The sequence below is a fragment of the Streptomyces sp. NPDC028907 genome (genome assembly GCF_055564995.1).
Genome location: NZ_JBVHVE010000004.1, coordinates 111,854 through 132,670, shown reverse-complemented (window position 1 = coordinate 132,670; position 20,817 = coordinate 111,854). Strand labels below are relative to the sequence as shown.

Below are 20,817 nucleotides of genomic sequence, written 5' to 3'. Positions count from 1 at the left end.
TTGGGGAACGAACGAGGGGCCGTCCGGATCGGACGGCCCCTCTACGCGTGCGTGCCGGGCTTCAGCGGCCCAGCGCGCGCCTTCCGCGGCCCTGGGAGAGGACCGGCAGGTTGTTGCGGGAGGAGTCCCCCGCGCGGGTGTCCTCCTCGATGCGCAGGGCGAGCGCGGGGCAACGGCGTACCGCGCGCAGGGCCTTGGCCTCGGCGTAACGCGGGACCTTCGCCTGGGCGACGGTCGGGAAGCCGTCGGCGCCCAGTTGGAAGACCTCCGGGAGGATGTCCGCGCACAGGCCGTGGCCGCGGCACAGCGTCCAGTCGACGTAGATCTTCTGACGGCTGGGGCCGTTCTCCTCCGACTCGCCACCGCCCGGGATGCCCGACGGGGCCCTGCCGCCCTCGAAGAGCGGCAGAACGCCCTCCACGGGCCGTCCGCAGCCGTTGCCGAGGACATGGGCCGCCAGGTCGTCGGTGAACGCCTTGATGGTCGACTCCAGGAACATGGCGGAGCCGTCCGGGTGCGAGCACGCGCCGCGCCGTTTCACGTTCTTGGCGACCTGCTTGAGCGCCTCCAGGGCGGCCGGACCGCCGCCGTTGAGGATGTCCTCCATGCCGCGCGCGGCGGCCGGCAGGCCGAGGTAGCAGGGGCCGCACTGACCCGCGCTCTCCTCCGCCAGCCACTGCGCGACGCGCAGCGACTCGCCCAGCGGGCACGTCTCCTGAGTGATCGGCAGGATCGCGCCGGCGCCGAGCGCGCCGCCCACCGCGTCCAGGGAGTTGCGGGAGACGATCGCCTCGTTGACCGTCGCCGCGTCGATCCACTTGCCGTGGTAGCCGCCGGTCAGCACGCCCTGCGGGACGGGCGGGGCGCCGGCGAGCTGGAGGACGTAACGCAGCGGTACACCCGTGGGGACCTCGATCACCATCGGGCGGGCCACCGCGCCGGAGACGGTGAGCATGACGGTGCCCGGCTCGTCGTACAGGCCGGTGTTGCCGTAGCGCTCCGGGCCGATGCGGGCGGCGATCGCGAGCTGGGCGAACGTCTCGGCGTTGGAGAGCAGGGTCGGGGCGCCGCCGACGCCGTTCTGCGAGGCGCTGACCTTGCGGCCGGGCGGGATCGCCGGGCCGCCGTCGATCGAGCGGATCAGGGAGGCGGCGGCGCCGGTGACCATGCGGACCGGGTTGCGCTGCACCCACGCGCGTAGAGCGGAGCGGCGGCTGTTGCTGAGGCCGCGTTCGGCGAGGGCGGCCTCCATGGAGCGCTGGGTCGATTCCCGGGTGACCCCCACCACGAGCGTGCGGGCACCCAGGGCTTCGGCACACAGCAGCGCGCCGTCCAGGATGAGGTGCGGGGCACGGTTGATCATCACCGTGTCCTTGCGGCAGGCCGGTTCGTCCTCGCTGCCGTTGACGACCACGACCGGCCGAACGCCGCGCTTGATCGCGGCCTCCGCGACCGAGCGCAGCTTCTTGTGGAAGGGGAAGCCCGCGCCGCCGCGGCCCTTCAGATTGATGTTCTCGGCGAGCTTCGCGAGCTGCTCGCCACCCATCGGTTCGAGCGGCCCGTGCACCTTCAGATGCATGGGCAGATCGAGTCTCTCGACAAGGTCGAAGCCCGACGTGAGCTGGGGAAGACCGACCACGCGGACTTCGGGTACGTCGGGCAGGGCCTCGTTCACTTAAAGCCTCCGGAAGGCGTGTTCCAAGGTTCGCCCGAACCCGGTGCATCGAAGTCGTAGGACGCACCGGGCAGTGTTTCAGTGGCGGGACCGCTGTTGTTGTACGTGTCGTTCTGGTTGTACGTACCGAAGACGGCGTTTGTCTCAGCGGTGTCGTACACATCACTCGACCCGTAGCCCGCGGCGCCCGAGTCATAGCCCTGGGTGCCCGAATTGCCGTAGACGGGGATGTTGTATCCCGTGTCGTTGAGCGGGTCGTAGGACGACGGAGGCGCCTCGCCCACGGGCGGCGGGGACGGGATCGGCCAGCTGCCCGAGGTGCTGCCGCCGCCGTCGACGCGGGGGATCGCCTCCGTCGGCTGCATGTCCAGGGGCAGGTCCATACGGGCGGTCTGGTCGGCCGCGTAGGGCTGCTGCTGCCCGCGGGAGCGGGGTGAGACGGCGCGGTAGGCGGCGGCGAAGCCGCCCGTGGACTCCGCCGACGCGGGCGCCTGGGAGGGCATCCCGGGCAGCGGGCCCGGGCGCTCGTCGCGTGCGGGCCGCTCACCGCGCGAGCCCCGCGCCGGGCGCCGGCTCTCGTAGCCGGGCAGCGCCGACCCGGACGACGCCCTGGCGCGGCTCTCCTCCAGGTCCTCGCGGCCCGCGGACTCGTCGCGGCCGATGAACTGGGCGACCCGGTCGGCGAACTTGCGCTTGACGGGGCGCGGGGCGGCGCGCAGTGCGAGGGCCGCGGCGACGGCGACCACGCAGAGTTCGTAGCAGACCATGAAGAACGTCTTCGCCGGGCGGCCGGCGAACAGGCCGTGGACCAGCGCCGCGCACCAGGCCGGGTAGGCCAGCATGTGCATCGCGCGCCAGCGGGCGGCGACCGGCGCCGGGGAGGCGAAGCGATTGCGCAGCACGCCGGTGATGCCGACGAAGATCATGAGCATGGCGGCCAGGGTGCCGAGGCCGATCAGGAATGCCGTGCCGGTGACCTCGTCCCCGCCCGAGATGAGCAGCCCGAAGGGGATCACCGCGGCGATCCAGCTGGTGTGCTCCAGTGCCAGTTTCGTGATGATGTGCACGACGAGGAACGCGATCGAGGCCACCGCGGTCACCCGGTGGATGGCCTGGGCGATGATCCGCTGCCGGGTGTCGAGGATCATACGGTCCTGGGCGATCAGGCCCCAGATCACCGAGCAGGTCAGGCAGACGAGGGACAGTACGCCGGCGCCGAAGTTGAGGAACTCCAGGAACGTGTCGTCCATCGTGCTGTCGTTCGGATCCGTCGTCACGGCATACCTCCCGAAAGCGCGACGAGGGGTATGGGCGACCGAGTGTCAGCGACCGACGCCCCCCGGGTCGGGAGATCCGTCCTGGGGGGCGGGCTGCTGTGAGGACGAGGGTTCATGGGGGCAACTCCGAACGGTTCGGGAAGGCGGTCCCGCTGCCGCACTCTAAGTGGCTCCATACCGATGGGTACGGCGTTTGAGCTATTGGGTTGTTGTCCAGGGACGGCGAGGGGCTGATGATGCCCCTTAGTGACTGTTACGCCAGGTAACAATTGAACGTTGTTCAGCTTTTCGAGGTCTTCACAACTCTCAGGTACGCAGCAGGCGGCGCGGTTGTTCAGGCGTGAGCCCTCTCGTGACCCCTGTCGCGCGCCCCGCCGGAAGCCCGTCGCGACCCGCTCGGGCGCTGCGGTACCCTGACGCCATGCGTGCCGTACGCCTTCTGCTTAGCGGGCCGCGCTGATCATTCCCGACCACCGGGCGAATCGGATGGTCGGAATCGGCGCGGCGTCCCCTCCTGTGCGAGGGGATTTTTCGTTTCCAGAGAACCGCAGCCGCCGGCAGAGACGATCGATGGAGCTTTGAGGATCATGAGCGAGACGAACCCCGCTGCCACCGCCGAGGTGGCAGCGCCGCACCGCTACACGGCCGCCATGGCGGCCGACATCGAGGCACGCTGGCAGGATTTCTGGGACGCCGAGGGCACCTATGCGGCGCCGAACCCCAAGGGTGACCTGGCGGGCGACCCCGAGCTGGTCGCCAAGCCCAAGAAGTTCATCATGGACATGTTCCCGTACCCCTCCGGTGCGGGCCTGCACGTCGGCCATCCCCTGGGCTACATCGCCACCGACGTCTTCGCGCGCTTCCAGCGCATGACCGGCCACAACGTCCTGCACACCCTGGGCTTCGACGCCTTCGGCCTGCCCGCCGAGCAGTACGCCGTGCAGACCGGCACGCACCCGCGTGTCTCCACCGAGGCCAACATCGAGAACATGAAGGTCCAGCTGCGCCGGCTGGGCCTGGGCCACGACAAGCGCCGGTCGTTCGCCACGATCGACCCGGACTACTACAAGTGGACCCAGTGGATCTTCCTGCAGATCTTCAACTCCTGGTACGACGACGAGGCGAAGAAGGCCCGCCCGATCTCCGAGCTGATCGCTCGGTTCGAGTCCGGTGAGCGCGCCGTACCCGGTTCCGACGGCGGCACGCGCGCGTGGAGCGAGCTGAGCGCCGCCGAGCGCGCCGACGTCCTGGGCGGGTACCGCCTGGCGTACGCCTCGGACGCGCCGGTCAACTGGTGCCCCGGCCTGGGCACCGTCCTGGCCAACGAGGAGGTCACGGCCGACGGCCGCTCCGAGCGGGGCAACTACCCGGTCTTCAAGGCCAAGCTGCGCCAGTGGAACATGCGCATCACCGCGTACGCCGACCGGCTGCTGGACGATCTGGCCGAGCTGGACTGGCCCGAGGCCATCAAGCTGCAGCAGCGCAACTGGATCGGCCGCTCCGAGGGCGCCCGCGTCGACTTCCCGATCGACGGCGAGCGCATCACCGTCTTCACCACGCGCCCCGACACCCTGTTCGGCGCGAGCTACATGGTGCTGGCGCCGGAGCACCCGCTGGTCGAGAAGTTCACCCCGGACGCCTGGCCCGAGGGCACGCATGACGTGTGGACCGGCGGCCACGCGACCCCGGCCGAGGCCGTCGCCGCCTACCGCGCGCAGGCCGCCTCCAAGTCCGACGTCGAGCGCCAGGCCGAGGCCAAGGACAAGACCGGCGTCTTCATCGGCTCGTACGCGACCAACCCGGTCAACGGCGAGAAGGTCCCCGTCTTCATCGCCGACTACGTCCTGATGGGCTACGGCACCGGCGCGATCATGGCCGTACCCTGCGGCGACCAGCGTGACTTCGAGTTCGCGCGCGCCTTCGAGCTGCCGATCGTCTGCATCGTCGAGCCGACCGACGGCCGTGGCACGGACACCTCCACGTGGGAGGACGCCTTCTCGTCGTACGACGCGAAGATCATCAACTCCGCCAACGACGACATCACCCTGGACGGCCTGGGCGTCGCCGAGGCCAAGGTGCGCATCACCGAGTGGCTGGAGCGGTCCGGCGTCGGCGAGGGCACGGTCAACTTCCGGCTGCGCGACTGGCTGTTCAGCCGTCAGCGCTACTGGGGCGAGCCCTTCCCGATCGTCTACGACGAGGACGGCATCGCCCACGCCCTGCCCGAGTCGATGCTGCCGCTGGAGCTGCCCGAGGTCGAGGACTACAGCCCGCGCACCTTCGACCCGGACGACGCCGACACCGAGCCCGAGACGCCGCTGTCGCGCAACGAGGAGTGGGTCAACGTCACCCTGGACCTGGGCGACGGACCGAAGCGCTACCGGCGTGAGACCAACACCATGCCCAACTGGGCCGGTTCCTGCTGGTACGAGCTGCGCTACCTGGACCCGCACAACGGCGAGCAGTTGGTCGACCCCGAGATCGAGCAGTACTGGATGGGCCCGCGCGAGGGCCAGCCGCACGGCGGCGTCGACCTGTACGTCGGCGGCGCCGAGCACGCCGTGCTGCACCTGCTGTACGCGCGCTTCTGGTCCAAGGTCCTGTTCGACCTGGGCCACGTCTCCTCCGCAGAGCCGTTCCACAAGCTGTTCAACCAGGGCATGATCCAGGCCTACGTCTACCGTGACAGCCGTGGCATCGCGGTACCGGCCGCCGAGGTGGAGGAGCGCGACGGCGCGTACTACTACCAGGGCGAGAAGGTCTCCCGGCTGCTGGGCAAGATGGGCAAGTCCCTGAAGAACGCGGTCACCCCGGACGAGATCGCCGCCGAGTACGGCGCGGACACGCTGCGGCTGTACGAGATGGCGATGGGCCCCCTGGACGTCTCCCGGCCGTGGGACACGCGCGCGGTGGTCGGCCAGTTCCGGCTGCTGCAGCGGCTGTGGCGCAACGTCGTCGACGAGACGACCGGTGCCGTGACGGTGGTGGACGCCGAGCCCGACGAGGACACGCTGCGTGCCCTGCACAAGGCGATCGACGGGGTGCGCGGCGACCTGGAGGGCATGCGGTTCAACACCGCCATCGCCAAGGTCACCGAGCTGAACAACCACCTGACCAAGGCCGGCGGGGCGGTGCCGCGCTCCGTCGCCGAGGCGCTGGTGCTGATGGTCGCGCCGCTGGCCCCGCACGTCGCCGAGGAGCTGTGGCGCAAGCTGGGCCACCAGGACTCGGTGGTGCACCAGGACTTCCCGGTCGCCGACCCGGCCTACGTCGTGGACGAGACCGTGACCTGCGTCGTGCAGATCAAGGGCAAGGTCAAGGCCCGCCTGGAGGTCTCGCCCGCCATCTCGGAGGAGGACCTGGAGAAGGTCGCCCTGTCCGACGAGAAGGTCGTGGCGGCACTGGACGGCGCCGGGATCCGGAAGGTGATCGTGCGGGCGCCGAAGCTGGTGAACATCGTTCCGGCGTAGGTCTGCGGGAGGTGGAGGCCGGCGTGCCGTGCTGACCAGCCGTGCTTGCGGTGGGCCCTGCTGGACAGCCGTGCGTGCGGTGGGCCGGTCGGGGGCGTCATGACCTCGGCCTTCGGCTCGGCCTGATCTTCGCTCGGGGTGATCCCCTACGGGCAGGTTCGGGGTTCTGCTGGAACTCCGGGCCTGCCCGCTGCGTTTACCGTTGAAGAGCGACGCGGTGTGTGCCGCGACCGGCCGGAGGAGGAGTTCGTGGAAGCAGCGATCGCAGTCGTGGCCCTGCTGGTCGTGCTCTTCGTCGTGCTGGGCGCCTACGCCACGGTCAAGGTGGTCGGCGCCGCCAAACGCCGCGTCGACGACACCATCACCCACGCCCGGCGCACGGTCGAGGACCACACCCTGCGGGCCAAGTCCTTCGCCCAGCCCGGCCCGGCCGGCGAGCTCGCCCAGCTGCGGCTGAAGCTGCGCACCTCCATGCGGGCCACCCAGGATGCGCTGCACGCGGGCGTGGCCGAGGACGAGTCCCTCAAGGAGTCCCTCGGTCTCTTCCACCGCCTCAGCGCGCACGGGCACGAACTGGACGCCGAACTGCGGCGCCTGGAGTCCGAGCCGGACCGCGCCACGCTCGCCGAGCGGCTGCCCGACCTGCGCGAACGCACCGAGCGCATCGTCCATGCCGCCGACTCGCTGCGCTGGGCCGCCCGCGACCGGGCCCGCCGCTTCGCCGAGGACGACCTGGACACCCTCAGCGCCCAGATCGACGTGGAGACGGGCGCCCTGCGGCACTGGCAGACGGAGGAGACCACGCCGTCTTCCTCGTCGTCCTCGACCCCTTCCGCATCGACCCCTTCCGCGACGCCCCCGCCCCCGTGGCCGGAGGCCCCCGCCGCGCAGGCCGATCCGGCGCCCGAGCAGACCTGGTCGGACACCTCCCGGACGCAGCGGGCCGAGGAGCCCACGCGGCCCGCGATCACCCCGCCCGGCCCTCGCCAGAGCTATCCCTGGCAGAAGAAACCCCGCCCCGAAAGCACGACTTGAGCCCGGGTGAACGCGAGTTGATCCGGTCAAGGCATTTCCAGGTGAGCGGGGTCGGGCTGCCGCCCGGGCGCTACGCCAGGTAACCTCCAGCTCATGTCCCGCCATGTCGCGATCGTCACCGATTCAACGGCCTACCTGCCGCCGCGGATGATGGAGCGCCACGGCATCACGGCAGTACCCCTGACCGTGGTCGTCGGCGGTCAGGCGCTGGACGAGGGCACCGAGATCTCGACCCGTTCCCTCGCCCAGGCGTTGCAGAAGCGACGCCCCGTCACCACCTCGCGCCCCAGTCCGCAGGTCTTCGCGGAGCACTACCGCAAGGTCGCCGAGGCCGGCGCCACCGGCATCGTCTCCCTGCATCTGTCCGCCGAGTTGTCCGGCACCTACGACGCGGCGGTCCTCGCGGCGCGCGAGGCGCCGGTGCCGGTGCGGGTGGTCGACACCGGGATGGTCGCGATGGCGCTCGGGTTCAGCGCGCTCGCCGCGGCCGAGGCGGCGGAGACGGGCGGCACGGTGGACGAGGCCGTCACGGCCGCCGAGAAGCGGGCCGGAAGCACGGCCGCCTACTTCTACGTCGACACCCTCGACTATCTGCGCCGCGGCGGCCGTATCGGCGCGGCGCAGGCCCTGCTGGGCTCGGCGCTCGCCGTGAAGCCGCTGCTGCAGCTGGAGGGCGGTCGGATCGGCCCGCTGGAGAAGGTGCGCACGGCTTCCAAGGCCATCGCGCGCCTGGAGGAGATCGCGGCCGACCGGGCGGGCGGCGCGCAGGTCGACATCGCGGTGCACCATCTCGCCGCTCCCGACCGGGCGTCGGCCCTGGCGGACCGCCTGCGGGCGCGGGTCCCGGGGCTCGCCGACCTGCATGTGAGCGAGGTGGGGGCGGTGATCGGGGCGCATACCGGGCCTGGGTTGTTGGGGGTTGTGGTCTCACCGCGGTGACGAGGGCTCAGCGGACGGCTGCTCATGGGACGGCCGCTCAGGGAACGGTTTCTCTGAGAGGGGAGCCACTCGTGTGGGTGGCGGGGTTTTCCACAACTGGCCGGTAATCCCCGGGAATTGAGCAAGATCATCGCAGGTGGGGCGAGGTGCCCGATCCTCGTCGCATGGCACTTCGATCACGCACACGTACCACGATGGTGACCAGCGGCCCGGGCCGCGGCCCCCACTCCGACAGCCGCGCCCGCCACCGGCGACGCATGCAAGTCCGGGGGCGGGCGCGGCAGCACCAAGCGTCGGCAGCGGAGTTGCGGCGCAGGGCGGAGGTCATTTTCGCCGAACGGGCCGAGGAGTGGCGGGAGTCGGGAGCGGGACCGCCAGGGGGTGGGAGCGGTGGGCACACCGACTGGTCCGAGAGGTCCGAGGTGTTGGACGCCGGTGCCGACTCGGACTCGGGTGCCGGGGCCGGGACCTGGGCCGGAGTCGAGGGCTCTGCCGGTGATGTGGGTGGCGGGGCGGCGGCCCGGCGGTCGCGGGCCGGGGCGGCTTTGCGGGAGCGGATGCCGGTGTGGTTGCAGGCGAGGTGTGGGCTGGAGCGGCGGAGCGTGGTCGCGCTCACCGTGGTGCTCGTCCTCGCCGCAGGATTCGCGGTGCAGCACTTCTGGGCCGGGCGGGCGCAGTCCGTACGGGCGCCCGAGGTCGTGCGGGCGGCAACCTCGTACGGCGGAGAACAGCGGGGAGGGGAGACCGGGACGGGTGCGTCGGGTGCTCCGGGGCCGGCGGGCACGTCCACGCCCGAGATCGTCGTGGACGTCAGCGGCAAGGTGCGCGAACCCGGTATTCACCGTCTGCCCGCCGGCTCGCGGGTCGCCGACGCGCTGCGTGTGGCCGGCGGGGTGCGTCCCGGCACGAACACCGACAGCCTCAACCGGGCCCGCTTCCTGGTGGACGGCGAGCAGGTGATCGTCGGCGCCCCGGCCGCCGTGCCCGGGACCACTGCCGGTGCGGGCGCGGGCACCTCGGCGGTCACCGGGGCGGCACCCACCACACCGGTCTCCCTCAACACGGCCACCGTGGACCAGCTCGACACCCTCCCGGGCGTCGGCCCGGTGCTGGCCCAGCACATCCTCGACTACCGCACCCAGCACGGCGGCTTCCGCTCGGTGGACGAGCTGCGCGAGGTCAATGGCATCGGCGACCGCAGGTTCGCCGATCTGCGAAATCTCGTACGGCCATGAGGGCCGGGACGGCCGGGACGGCCAGGACGGCCGGGACGGCTAGGACGGTCATCAGGCGCGACGTTCGCGCACTCGACCGCGCCGCGGTTCACGTCGCGTCCGGGAGTCGGCTGGGTGCCTCCCACCCCCGGCAGGAAGGGCCGACGGACCTCCGACTCGTGCCTCCGGCGCTGGCGGCCTGGGCGACGGCGGCACTGATGCTGGACGCGTCACCGGAGTGGGCGGTCGGTGCAGCGGTGGTGGGAGTGGTCGCGGCAGTCGTCCTGCTGTTGGTGCGGCGAGGGGCCGAGGAGGGGACCAGCGATGGTGAGGCCACCCGGGCCACTCAGACCACCCGGGGCCGGGCCACACAGGTCACCACGGCCGCTAAGGTCACCACGGCCACTCAGGCCACCCGGCTCACCCACGTCAACGTCACTCAGCGGCGAGGTCAGCGCCCTGCGGCCCTGCGCACCACCTGGCCGCGCAGCTCGCTCGCCGCGGTGCTGCTCTGCGTCGCCGCGGCCGCTGTCTCCGCAGGGCTGCACGGGGCCGATCTGCGGCGTGGACCGGTGCCCGGGCTGGCGCGGGAGTACGCCACCGTGACCGCGGAGGTCGAACTCACCTCCGACCCCCGGCTGACCCGGCCCCGGGTCAAGGGCGATCACATCGCGCCGACCTCCGTGCTGATCAACGCGGATGTACGACGGGTGGAGGAGGCTGACGGCACGGCGCTGGTCACACGGGCGCCGGTGCTCATGATCATCGACGCGGCGTGGGAGTCACGGTCCTCCAGGGCCGTCGGCGAGAGGCCGGGCGCGCCCGGGAAAGCCAACGCCCCGCCGAGGTCCGCCGACGGCCGGCCTTCGCCCTGGCTGGGGCTTCTGCCCTCCACGCGTTTGCGGGTGACCGCGACGCTCGCGCCATCGCTGATGGACGGCGACCGGGTCGCGGCGGTGCTGCGGGTGCGGGACCCGGAGGTTCCGGAGGTGGTGGGGGAGCCGTCGGCGGCGCAGCGGCTGGCAGGGCGGCTGCGGGCCGGGCTGCGGGAGGCGACCGACGGGTTGTCGGCGGATGCGCGGGCGCTGCTGCCGGGGCTGGTGGTGGGCGACACCTCGCGGATCACCCCGGAGTTGGACGAGGCGTTCAAGGAGACCGACCTCGCGCACACGCTCGCCGTCTCCGGCAGCAACCTCACGATCATCCTCGCGCTGCTCATCGGACCGCCCGGGAGGGCGCAGTTGGCCGAGCGCCGTGGACTCGCGCCCCGCCTCGGCTTCTCCCTGCGGACGACCGCGCTGCTCGGCGGCGCGCTCACCCTCGCCTTCGTGATCGTGTGCCGGCCCGACCCGAGCGTGCTGCGGGCCGCTGCCTGCGGGGCCGTCGTGCTGCTCGCCCTGGCGACGGGACGCCGCAGATCGCTGATCCCGGCGCTGGCGACGGCCGTACTGCTGCTGGTGCTGTACGACCCGTGGCTGGCCCGAAGTTACGGCTTTCTGCTCTCCGTCCTGGCCACAGGCGCCCTGCTCACCCTCGCGCCCCGGTGGAGCGCGGCGTTGCGGCGGCGCAGGGTGCCGCCACGGTTGGCCGAGGCGCTGGCGGCCGCGGCTGCCGCGCAGGCCCTGTGCGCGCCGGTCGTGGCGGTGCTGTCGGCGCGGGTGAGCCTGGTCGCGGTGCCGTGCAATCTGCTCGCGGAGTTCGCGATCGCACCGGCCACGGTGCTGGGCTTCGCGGCGCTGGCGACGGCACCGCTCGCGATGCCGTTGGCCAAGATGCTGGCCTGGTGCGCGGGTTGGCCGGCCGGGTGGATCGCGGACGTCGCGCGGACGGGTGCCGCACTGCCCGGGGCGGGTGTGGACTGGCCCGGCAGCTGGGGCGGGGCGGCGTTGCTCGCCCTCGCCACGGTGATCGCCCTGCTCGTCGGAAGACGGCTGCTGCGGCACCCCTGGTGGTGCGGTGTCTGCGGGGTGCTGCTCCTGCTCGTGGTGGTGCAGCCGGCACCGTTGACCAGGGTGGTCACGGGTTGGCCGCCACCGGGGTGGCGGTTCGCCATGTGCGATGTGGGGCAGGGCGATGCGACGGTTCTCGCGGCGGGCGAGGGCACCGGCGTGGTCGTGGACGCCGGCCCCGATCCGGCGTCGGTCGACCGCTGTCTGCGCGCACTCGGCATCACCAGGATCCCGCTCGTCGTCCTGACCCACTTCCACGCCGACCACGTGGCGGGGCTGCCCGGTGTCCTGCGTGGGCGTGCGGTGGGCGCGATCGAGACGACCGGGCACCACGAGCCGGTGGACCAGGTGGAGTTCGTGCGCAGGGAGGCGGCCGCTCGGCGCATCCCCGTGACGCGGGCCGTCGCCGGGGAAGAGCGGCGCACCGGGGCGCTGAGCTGGCGGGTCGTCTGGCCGCCGGCACACTCGTCACCCGTGGCTATGACCCCGGACGGCCCGAACGACGCCAGTGTCACCCTGCTCGTGCGGTCGGCGGGGCTGCGGCTCCTGCTGCTCGGGGATCTCGAACCCCCGGCCCAACGGGCGTTGTTGAGATCACCGGCCGGGGCGCTGCTGGGCGGCGTGGATGTGCTCAAGGTCGCCCATCATGGCTCGGCGTACCAGGATCCGGAGCTGATACGCAGGGCGGCGCCGCGGCTGGCGTTGATCAGTTGCGGTGCGGACAACCCGTATGGGCACCCGGCTCCCAGCACCGTCGCCGCGCTGCGGGCGCAGGGCGCGGTGGTGTTGCGGACGGACGAGGACGGGGCGCTGGCGGTCGCGGGTACGGGCGCGCGGCTGCGGGTGGCGGGAGACTGAGGGCATGGATTCCGTTGAGGTTGATGCCTATCTCCGGCGCCTGGGGGTCGAGCACCCGGCGTGGCCCACCGTGGATGTGCTGCGTGAGCTGCATCTGCGCCATCTGCAGACCGTGCCGTTCGAGAACCTGTCGGTCCACCGGGGCGAGGAGATCGTCCTGGAGGAGAAGCGGCTGCTGGACAAGGTGGTGGGGGCGGGGCGGGGCGGGTTCTGCTACGAACTGAACGGCGCGTTCGGGGCGTTGCTCGGCGCGCTCGGCTTCGATGTGACGCTGCTGGCGGCTCGGGTCCACGGGCCGGAGGGGAAGCTCGGGATTCCCTACGACCACATGGCGCTGAAGGTGCGGACGGTGGATGGCGGCACCTGGCTGGCGGACGTCGGCTTCGGGGCGCACAGCCACCATCCGCTGGCGTTCGAGGCGCGGGGCGAGCAGAAGGACCCGGCGGGTGTGTTCCGGATCGTCGAGGCCGGGCCGGACGCGGCCGGGGTGCGCGGCGGGCACGACGCGGTGGGCGTGGCGGACCTGGATGTCGTCATGGACGGCAGACCGGAGTACCGGCTGGAACGGCGGCCGCGGGTGCTCGGCGACTTCGTGACCGGGGCGTGGTGGCACAGCACCTCACCGGCCTCGCACTTCACTCAGTCGCTGGTGTGTTCGCGGGTGACGGAGGAAGGAGGGCGGATCACGCTCAGCGGCCGCACGTTCAAGGCGACGGCGGCCGACGGGACACGGGAGGAGCGGGAGCTGGACACGGACGAGGAGGTGCTGGGGGTGTACCGGGAACGGTTCGGAATCGAGCTGGACCGGGTGCCGACGGTGCGGGAGTCCGGCCGGGAGGGCTGATCAGGCAGGGGGCGCCCGCGACGGTGCGGAGTGCGCGACCCCGGTACGCGTTCGGCGCTCCTCGGTGCCCGAGAATTGTCCCGTGAGCGATGTGAGACATGTGCTGGTGCTGCCCGATCGTGACGCGGCGGAGGAGGTCGCGGAGGCGCTCGGGGAGCGGTTCGGGATCGACGAGGAGCCGCGGCTGGTGCGGGACGCGTTGGCGGGGGAGGACGACGCCGAGGACGCGCAGTGGCTGGTGCTGCTGCGGGACGAGGCCGAGCGGCTCGAACCCGGGGAGCTGAACGAGTTCGTAGGGGGCTGGGACGGCTGGCGGGAGGAGCCGTAGCCCGACCGGAGACCGGCGACCGGCGCGGGGGCATCCCGCGAGGCACTGGACGCCTGGGACTCGCGCCCCGGCGCCAGTCAGCACCCGCACCCGCACCAGCACCCGCACCCGCGCCCGGCACGAGTCAGCACTCCACCCCCCACCCTTCCACAGGCATCGGCTGTCAGTGGCCCGTGCCATGCTTGTCGCGATGGCCAGGAAGAGTGCGAACGACGATCCCCTCGCCCCCGTGACCCTCGCCGTGGGTCAGGAGGAGCTGCTGCTCGACCGTGCCGTGCGGGAGGTGGTGGTTGCCGCACGGGCTGCCGACGCGGACACGGATGTGCGGGAGCTGACCTCGGACCAGTTGCAGCCGGGGACACTGGCGGAGTTGACCAGTCCCTCACTGTTCGCGGAGCGCAAGGTCGTGGTCGTTCGGGGTGCGCAGGATCTGTCGGCCGACACGATCAAGGACGTGACGGCGTATCTGGGCGCGCCGGCCGAGGAGATCACCCTTGTGCTGGTGCATGCCGGTGGGGTCAAGGGCAAGAAGCTGCTCGACGCCGCCCGCAAGGCGGGGGCGCGGGAGGTGGCCTGCCCGAAGATGACCAAGCCGGCGGACCGGTTGGCGTTCGTGCGGAGCGAGTTCCGGGCGACCGGGCGGTCCGCGACGCCGGAGGCCTGTCAGGCGTTGGTCGACGCCATCGGGAGCGATCTGCGGGAGCTGGCGTCCGCGGTGAGTCAGCTGGTCGCGGATGTCGAGGGGACCGTCGACGAGGCCGTGGTCGGGCGGTACTACACGGGCCGTGCCGAGGCGTCGAGCTTCACCGTGGCCGACCGGGCGGTGGAGGGGCGGGCAGCGGAGGCGCTGGAGGCGCTGCGGTGGTCGTTGGCGACAGGCGTGGCGCCCGTCCTGATCACCAGTGCGCTCGCCCAGGGCGTCCGGGCCATCGGGAAGCTCTCCTCCGCGCGCGGCGGCCGCCCCGCCGACCTGGCGCGTGAGCTCGGCATGCCGCCCTGGAAGATCGACCGCGTGCGGCAGCAGATGCGCGGGTGGACGCCCGACGGGGTGGCGGCGGCGTTGCGGGCGGTCGCCGAGGCGGACGCCGGGGTGAAGGGCGGCGGGGACGACCCCGAGTACGCGTTGGAGAAGGCGGTCGTGACCATCGCGCGCGCGGCTCGCTCCAGGGGGCGGGGCTAGGGCCTGTCGTTCGGACCAAGCGGGCGTCGCGAGGACCGGGCCCGCACCACCGCCACCGCCTCGCCACCCCCTCGCTCCCGCTTCACCACGACCTCATCCCGCTCCTCGTAGCACCCTGATCCAGAAGACACCCACCAGGACAAGAGGGGACAATCAGGCGTATCAGCCGTACAGCGTCGGATTGGGAAAGGTGGCGACCGTCATGGCTGAACACCCGCACGCTGCTCTCGTCCGCAAGGGCTATGAAGCCTTTCAGCGCGGGGACATGGACACCCTGCGCGGGATGATGACCGGGGACTGCAAGCACCATGTGCCCGGCTCGCACCCGCTGTCGGGGGACTTCAAGGGGATCGACTCGATCCTCGACGGGTACTACGGGCGGCTCTACTCGGAGACGGGCGGGTCGTTCCGGGTCGAGCTGCGTGACATCTTCGTCGACGGCCGTGGGCACGCCGTCTCCGTGCACCGTTTCACCGCTGACCGGGGCGCCAAGCACATCGACGAGAACGGCGGGATCGTCTTCCGGATCGTCGGCGACAAGATCACCGATCTCGACGAGTGCGTCGCGGACATCGACATGGCCAACGAGTTCTGGTCGTGACACGGACAGGGCCGACGCGGTCTGGTCGTGACTCGGACAGGGACGTGGGCATGCCGAAGGCCCCGGGGCCCGCCCTGGGGAAGGGTGGGGCGCCGGGGCCTTCGGATCAAGATGCTGGATCCGCACCCGCGTGGCGAACGCAGGCCGCGTGCGGATCCGGGGTGCCGGACGGGAGCGGATGAGAGAGGGCCCGCTCGATTCCCTCCGGCGGTCAGATCAGAAAGGTGTCAGCCCTTGAGGGTCGCGACCTTCGAAGCAAGCGCCGACTTCTTGTTGGCGGCCTGGTTCTTGTGGATGACGCCCTTGGAGACGGCCTTGTCGAGCTGACGCGCGGCAGCGCGCTGGTACTCGGTGGCCTTCTCGACGTCACCCGCGGCAGCGGCCTCGCGGGCCTTGCGGATCGCGGTCTTCAGGGAGGACTTGACGGCCTTGTTGCGCAGCCGAGCCTTCTCGTTGGTCTTGATCCGCTTGATCTGGGACTTGATGTTCGCCACGAATGAGCCTTTTCAGGTTCAGGCACGGGGACAGGAGCCTCACGAGGAGACCGGGTCCCGTACCAGGTGATTTCTTGAGGATGTGCCTCGTGCTGAGAGGGCATGAGACACAGCCACCCAGACTACCAGTGGGCCGGCGGACGGCCCAAAACGGTCCCCGGTCGCCGCCCGTGGGACCATGGAACCTACGTATCGATCCGACCCGAGGCATAAGGCGCCTCAAGAGACAGGACCCTGCGTGCCCGCGACCCCTAACAATGTGCCCGAGCCGAGCCGTACCGACCCGGCTCTGATCCGCAATTTCTGCATCATCGCGCACATCGACCACGGCAAGTCCACGCTCGCCGACCGGATGCTCCAGCTGACCGGTGTGGTCGAGCAGCGGCAGATGCGTGCTCAGTACCTCGACCGGATGGACATCGAGCGCGAGCGCGGCATCACGATCAAGTCCCAGGCGGTGCGGCTGCCGTGGGCTCCCACCCACGAACCCGGCAACACGCACATCCTCAACATGATCGACACCCCGGGGCACGTCGACTTCACCTACGAGGTCTCGCGGTCGCTCGCCGCCTGCGAGGGGACCATCCTCCTCGTCGACGCCGCCCAGGGCATCGAGGCCCAGACCCTCGCCAACCTCTACCTGGCGATGGAGAACGACCTCACGATCATCCCCGTGCTGAACAAGATCGACCTGCCGGCCGCGCAGCCCGAGAAGTTCGCCGAGGAGCTCGCCAACCTGGTCGGCTGCGACCCGAGCGACGTGCTGCGGGTCTCCGCCAAGACGGGTGTCGGTGTCGACGCCCTGCTCGACCGGGTGGTCAAGGAGGTCCCCGCGCCGGTCGGCGTCAAGGACGCCCCGGCCCGCGCGATGATCTTCGACTCCGTCTACGACTCCTACCGGGGCGTGGTCACCTACGTCCGGGTCATCGACGGCCAGCTCAACAAGCGCGAGCGCATCAGGATGATGTCGACGGGCGCCACCCACGAGCTGCTGGAGATCGGGACGAACTCGCCCGAGATGCTGAGCGCCGACGGCCTCGGCGTCGGTGAGGTGGGCTACCTCATCACCGGCGTGAAGGACGTCCGCCAGTCCAAGGTCGGTGACACCGTCACCAGCCAGCAGAAGGGGGCGACGGAGGCCCTCGGCGGGTACAAGGACCCCAAGCCGATGGTCTTCTCCGGGCTCTATCCGCTGGACGGTTCCGACTACCCCGAGCTGCGCGAGGCCCTCGACAAGCTCCAGCTCAACGACGCCGCGCTGGTCTACGAGCCGGAGACCTCCGCCGCGCTCGGCTTCGGCTTCCGCGTCGGCTTCCTGGGGCTCCTGCACCTCGACGTGATCCGCGAGCGGCTGGAGCGCGAGTTCGGCCTCGACCTGATCGCGACCGCGCCCAACGTGGTCTACCGGGTGGTGATGGAGGACGGCACCGAGCACACCGTCACCAACCCGAGCGAGTTCCCCGAGGGCAAGATCAACGAGGTGTACGAGCCCGTCGTACGCGCCACGATCCTCGCCCCGACCGAGTTCATCGGCTCGATCATGGAGCTGTGCCAGACCCGGCGCGGCACCCTCCTCGGCATGGACTACCTGTCCGAGGACCGGGTCGAGATCCGCTACACCCTGCCGCTCGCGGAGATCGTCTTCGACTTCTTCGACCAGCTGAAGTCCAAGACACGCGGTTACGCCTCGCTGGACTACGAGCCCACCGGCGAGCAGACCTCCAGCCTGGTCAAGGTCGACATCCTGCTGCACGGCGACAAGGTGGACGCGTTCTCCGCGATCACCCACAAGGACGCGGCCTACGCCTACGGCGTGCGGCTCGTCGCCAAGCTGCGCGAGCTCATCCCGCGGCAGGCCTTCGAGGTGCCGATCCAGGCCGCCATCGGCTCCCGGGTGATCGCCCGCGAGACCATCCGCGCCATCCGCAAGGACGTCCTCGCCAAGTGCTACGGCGGCGACATCTCCCGTAAGCGCAAGCTGCTGGAGAAGCAGAAGGAAGGCAAGAAGCGGATGAAGATGGTGGGTTCCGTGGAGGTTCCGCAGGAGGCCTTCATCGCGGTGCTCTCCAGCGATGACAGCGCGGGGTCGGGCAAGGGCAAGAAGTAACCGCTGGTAACAGGCGGTGGCCCGGCAAACCGGTGCAACAGGGGCTCGTCGTACGCAAGTGCGGCGGGCCTCTGCGCGTACCGGCTGGTACAGGGTGTGACTCTCTGGTGGAAGTGACAAGCCGCGGACCCTTACGCGTCGGCCGGTCGACCTTTACTCTGATCCCTGCTCGATAGTTACTCGCGAGTTAAACAACGGCACGCGAGTGAAGACCGCCGTAATGAGCCGGCCGTTCCAGCCGGCTGTTGAGCCAGCCGCACAGTCGCGGGCCCCCGGAGGATGTCGTGAGCGACACACAGACACTGATCGAGAACCGTCCGCCGAGCGTGGCGGCCCTCTTCCTGGAGCGTGTGGCGGCCACACCGGACGCCGAGGCATATCGCCATCCCGTGGCCCCGGCCTCGGGCGAGGGCCCGGACGACTGGAAGTCGCTGAGCTGGGCGCAGGCCGCCGAGCGGGTCTACGCCATCGCGGCCGGGCTCATCGAGCTGGGGGTCCAGCCCGAGCAGCGCGTAGCCCTCGCCTCCTCGACCCGGATCGAGTGGATACTGGCCGACCTGGGCATCATGTGCGCCGGCGCTGCCACCACCACCGTCTATCCGCAGACCAACGCCGACGAGTCGGCGTTCATCCTCTCCGACTCCGAGAGCCGGGTGCTGATCGCCGAGGACGCGGCGCAGCTGGCCAAGGCGGTCGAGAAGCGCGGCGAGCTGCCGCACCTCACGCATGTCGTCGTCATCGACCCGGCCGGCGTCGAGACCGCCGATTGGATCCTCACCCTCGACGAGCTGGAGAAGCGCGGCGCGGCCCGGCTGGAGAAGGACCCGGAGCTGATCAAGCAGCGGGTCGGCGCGATCACCAGGGACCAGCTGGCCACCCTGATCTACACCTCCGGCACCACCGGCCGCCCCAAGGGCGTACGGCTGCCGCACGACAACTGGGCGTACATGGCGAAGGCCATCGCCGCGACCGGCCTGGTCGGCCCGGAGGACGTGCAGTACCTGTGGCTGCCGCTCGCCCACGTCTTCGGCAAGGTGCTCACCTCCGGCCAGATCGAGGTCGGCCACGTCACCGCCGTCGACGGCCGCGTCGACAAGATCATCGAGAACCTTCCGGTCGTGCAGCCGACGTACATGGCCGCCGTCCCGCGCATCTTCGAGAAGGTCTACAACGGGGTCGCCGCCAAGGCCCGCGCGGCCGGTGGCGCCAAGTACAAGATCTTCCAGTGGGCCGCCGAGGTCTCCCGCGAGTACGCCAAGGTCACCCAGGACAACTTCCGGCGCACCGGCACCCACTCCGCGCCCTTCGGGCTCGCCGCCAAGCACAAGGTCGCCGACACGCTCGTCTACGCCAAGATCCGCGAGGCCTTCGGCGGCAACCTGCGCGCGTGTGTGTCCGGCAGCGCCGCGCTCGCCCCGGAGATCGGCTACTTCTTCGCGGGCGCCGGCATCCACATCCTGGAGGGCTACGGGCTCACGGAGTCCTCCGCCGCCTCGTTCGTGAACCCGGGCGAGGCCTACCGCACCGGCACGGTCGGCAAGCCGCTGCCCGGCACGGAGGTGCGCATCGCGGACGACGGGGAGATCCTGCTGCGCGGCCCCGGCATCATGGAGGGCTACCACGGGCTGCCCGACAAGACCGCCGAGGTGCTGGAGTCGGACGGCTGGTTCCACACCGGTGACATCGGGGAGCTCTCGCCTGACGGGTACCTGCGCATCACCGACCGCAAGAAGGACCTGATCAAGACGTCGGGCGGCAAGTACATCGCGCCGGCCGAGGTCGAGGGGCAGTTCAAGGCGGTGTGCCCGTACGTCTCCAACATCCTGGTGCACGGCGCCGACCGGAACTTCTGCACGGCGCTCATCGCGCTGGACGAGGTCGCGATTGTCGCCTGGGCCGAGGAGAACGGGCTCTCCGGGAAGTCGTACGCGGAGATCGTGGCGGCGCCGCAGACGGTCGAGATGGTCGACGGGTACGTGAAGAAGCTCAATGAGGGGCTTCAGAAGTGGCAGACCATCAAGAAGTTCCGGTTGCTGCCGCGGGATCTCGATGTGGAGCACGGGGAGATCACGCCGAGTCTGAAGTTGAAGCGGCCGGTTGTGGAGCGGGAGTACAAGGGGCTGATCGAGGAGATGTACGCGGGTACGCGGGAGGCGTAGCGCCGTAGGGGAGGGGTGGCGGGGACTGCGGGCGGCCGCGGGTGGTACGTGGTTGCTCGCGCCCACGCGGCGGAGCCGCACATCGATACAGCCCCGCGCCCCTTGAGGTTGGGCAGCTCACCCTTTCTCGATAAGTCGACGTATCTCGTGGACCCTTGCGCGGAGGTCCGTCATGTCCGGGGGTGCGTCGTCGGAGAGTCGCTCCTCAAGGGATGTCATCCGCGCGCTCAGTTCCTTGCTGTGGACGTGCTCTCGGCTCAGCAGGCGCTCCAACTGCCTGTTCTTGCGGTACAGATCCAGGAAGACTGTCACCTTCGCGCGTAACACCCAGGGATCGAACGGCTTGGTCAAGTAGTCCGCGGCGCCGGTCGCGTAGCCGCGGAAGGCGTAGGCCGGATCGTCCTCCGCGCCGGTCAGGAAGATGATCGGGACGTCCTTGGTCTGGTCGAGCCGTTTGATGTTGGTGGCGGTCTCGAAGCCGTCCATGCCCGGCATCCGGACGTCGAGCAGGACCAGGGCGAAGCGTTGCCGCAGCAGCGCCTTCATCGCCTCCTCGCCGGAACGCGCGCGGACGAGCGGTTCGTTGAGGGACCCCAGGACGGCCTCCAGCGCGATCAGGTTGTCCTCCATGTCGTCGACCAGGAGGATGCCTGCACGCTCGTCGGTCGTTGCCTCAGCGCTCATGAT

General features: G+C 70.7%; 15 protein-coding genes. 11 read left to right on the top strand and 4 right to left on the bottom strand.

What is annotated here, in order from left to right:
* Positions 1-61: 61 nt before the first annotated feature.
* Together ACZ4UU_RS13300 and ACZ4UU_RS13295 are read right to left on the bottom strand one after the other, a co-directional pair.
* Entirely contained in the window at positions 62-1,675 is a 1,614-nt protein-coding gene (locus ACZ4UU_RS13300; RefSeq protein ID WP_468039429.1) for an NADH-ubiquinone oxidoreductase-F iron-sulfur binding region domain-containing protein, read from the bottom strand.
* Positions 1,672-2,925, bottom strand: a complete 1,254-nt coding sequence (locus ACZ4UU_RS13295; RefSeq protein ID WP_468040183.1) for a ferric reductase-like transmembrane domain-containing protein — start codon at positions 2,923-2,925, stop codon at positions 1,672-1,674. Before ACZ4UU_RS13295 ends, ACZ4UU_RS13300 begins: the two co-directional genes overlap by 4 nt.
* A gap of 614 nt (positions 2,926-3,539) precedes the next feature.
* Between ACZ4UU_RS13295 and leuS the strand changes: the two genes are divergently transcribed.
* The 9 genes from leuS to ACZ4UU_RS13250 all read left to right on the top strand — a co-directional run bounded on the left by leuS (position 3,540) and on the right by ACZ4UU_RS13250 (position 15,370).
* Complete coding sequence (gene leuS, locus ACZ4UU_RS13290; RefSeq protein WP_468039427.1) at positions 3,540-6,422, top strand: leucine--tRNA ligase; 2,883 nt, start codon at positions 3,540-3,542, stop codon at positions 6,420-6,422.
* 249 nt (positions 6,423-6,671) lie between these two features.
* Entirely contained in the window at positions 6,672-7,457 is a 786-nt protein-coding gene (locus tag ACZ4UU_RS13285; protein ID WP_468039425.1) for a hypothetical protein, read from the top strand.
* Between the two features lie 93 nt (positions 7,458-7,550).
* Positions 7,551-8,396: a DegV family protein gene (locus ACZ4UU_RS13280; protein ID WP_468039424.1), complete on the top strand. Its 846-nt coding sequence runs from the start codon at positions 7,551-7,553 to the stop codon at positions 8,394-8,396.
* A 164-nt stretch (positions 8,397-8,560) separates the two neighbouring features.
* Positions 8,561-9,631, top strand: a complete 1,071-nt coding sequence (locus tag ACZ4UU_RS13275; RefSeq protein ID WP_468039422.1) for a ComEA family DNA-binding protein — start codon at positions 8,561-8,563, stop codon at positions 9,629-9,631.
* 158 nt (positions 9,632-9,789) lie between these two features.
* Entirely contained in the window at positions 9,790-12,417 is a 2,628-nt protein-coding gene (locus tag ACZ4UU_RS13270; RefSeq protein WP_468039420.1) for a ComEC/Rec2 family competence protein, read from the top strand.
* A gap of 4 nt (positions 12,418-12,421) precedes the next feature.
* Positions 12,422-13,261: an arylamine N-acetyltransferase family protein gene (locus ACZ4UU_RS13265; protein ID WP_468039418.1), complete on the top strand. Its 840-nt coding sequence runs from the start codon at positions 12,422-12,424 to the stop codon at positions 13,259-13,261.
* 82 nt (positions 13,262-13,343) lie between these two features.
* The gene (locus tag ACZ4UU_RS13260) at positions 13,344-13,589 is read left to right on the top strand and encodes a hypothetical protein (RefSeq protein ID WP_468039417.1); all 246 of its coding nucleotides are present in this window, start codon (positions 13,344-13,346) and stop codon (positions 13,587-13,589) included.
* Positions 13,590-13,779: 190 nt separating this feature from the next.
* Positions 13,780-14,769 (top strand): DNA polymerase III subunit delta, encoded by a 990-nt coding sequence (gene holA, locus ACZ4UU_RS13255; protein WP_468039415.1) that lies wholly within the window; start codon positions 13,780-13,782, stop codon positions 14,767-14,769.
* 202 nt (positions 14,770-14,971) lie between these two features.
* Positions 14,972-15,370 (top strand): nuclear transport factor 2 family protein, encoded by a 399-nt coding sequence (locus ACZ4UU_RS13250; RefSeq protein ID WP_468039414.1) that lies wholly within the window; start codon positions 14,972-14,974, stop codon positions 15,368-15,370.
* A gap of 227 nt (positions 15,371-15,597) precedes the next feature.
* On the opposite strand, the gene rpsT is transcribed toward ACZ4UU_RS13250, so the two are convergent.
* Positions 15,598-15,864: a 30S ribosomal protein S20 gene (gene rpsT, locus ACZ4UU_RS13245; RefSeq protein ID WP_053750780.1), complete on the bottom strand. Its 267-nt coding sequence runs from the start codon at positions 15,862-15,864 to the stop codon at positions 15,598-15,600.
* 238 nt (positions 15,865-16,102) lie between these two features.
* Between rpsT and lepA the strand changes: the two genes are divergently transcribed.
* Together lepA and ACZ4UU_RS13235 are read left to right on the top strand one after the other, a co-directional pair.
* On the top strand, positions 16,103-17,971 hold the full coding sequence (gene lepA, locus ACZ4UU_RS13240; RefSeq protein WP_468039412.1) for a translation elongation factor 4: 1,869 nt from the start codon (positions 16,103-16,105) through the stop codon (positions 17,969-17,971).
* Positions 17,972-18,255: 284 nt separating this feature from the next.
* Positions 18,256-20,130, top strand: coding sequence for an AMP-dependent synthetase/ligase (locus tag ACZ4UU_RS13235; protein ID WP_468039410.1), 1,875 nt, complete (start codon positions 18,256-18,258; stop codon positions 20,128-20,130).
* Positions 20,131-20,247: 117 nt separating this feature from the next.
* Here ACZ4UU_RS13235 and ACZ4UU_RS13230 read toward each other — a convergent pair whose 3' ends face one another.
* Entirely contained in the window at positions 20,248-20,814 is a 567-nt protein-coding gene (locus ACZ4UU_RS13230) for a response regulator (protein ID WP_468039409.1), read from the bottom strand.
* Between the last annotated feature and the right edge of the window lie 3 nt (positions 20,815-20,817).

Excerpts from the sequence above, each read along its gene's own strand:
- ACZ4UU_RS13265 (WP_468039418.1), top strand. The coding sequence starts at position 12,422 with ATGGATTCCGTTGAGGTTGATGCCTATCTCCGGCGCCTGGGGGTCGAG.
- ACZ4UU_RS13280 (WP_468039424.1), top strand. The coding sequence starts at position 7,551 with ATGTCCCGCCATGTCGCGATCGTCACCGATTCAACGGCCTACCTGCCG.
- ACZ4UU_RS13275 (WP_468039422.1), top strand. The coding sequence starts at position 8,561 with ATGGCACTTCGATCACGCACACGTACCACGATGGTGACCAGCGGCCCG.
- ACZ4UU_RS13250 (WP_468039414.1), top strand. The coding sequence starts at position 14,972 with ATGGCTGAACACCCGCACGCTGCTCTCGTCCGCAAGGGCTATGAAGCC.
- leuS (WP_468039427.1), top strand. The coding sequence starts at position 3,540 with ATGAGCGAGACGAACCCCGCTGCCACCGCCGAGGTGGCAGCGCCGCAC.
- ACZ4UU_RS13230 (WP_468039409.1), bottom strand. The coding sequence starts at position 20,814 with ATGAGCGCTGAGGCAACGACCGACGAGCGTGCAGGCATCCTCCTGGTC.
- holA (WP_468039415.1), top strand. The coding sequence starts at position 13,780 with ATGGCCAGGAAGAGTGCGAACGACGATCCCCTCGCCCCCGTGACCCTC.
- ACZ4UU_RS13295 (WP_468040183.1), bottom strand. The coding sequence starts at position 2,925 with ATGGACGACACGTTCCTGGAGTTCCTCAACTTCGGCGCCGGCGTACTG.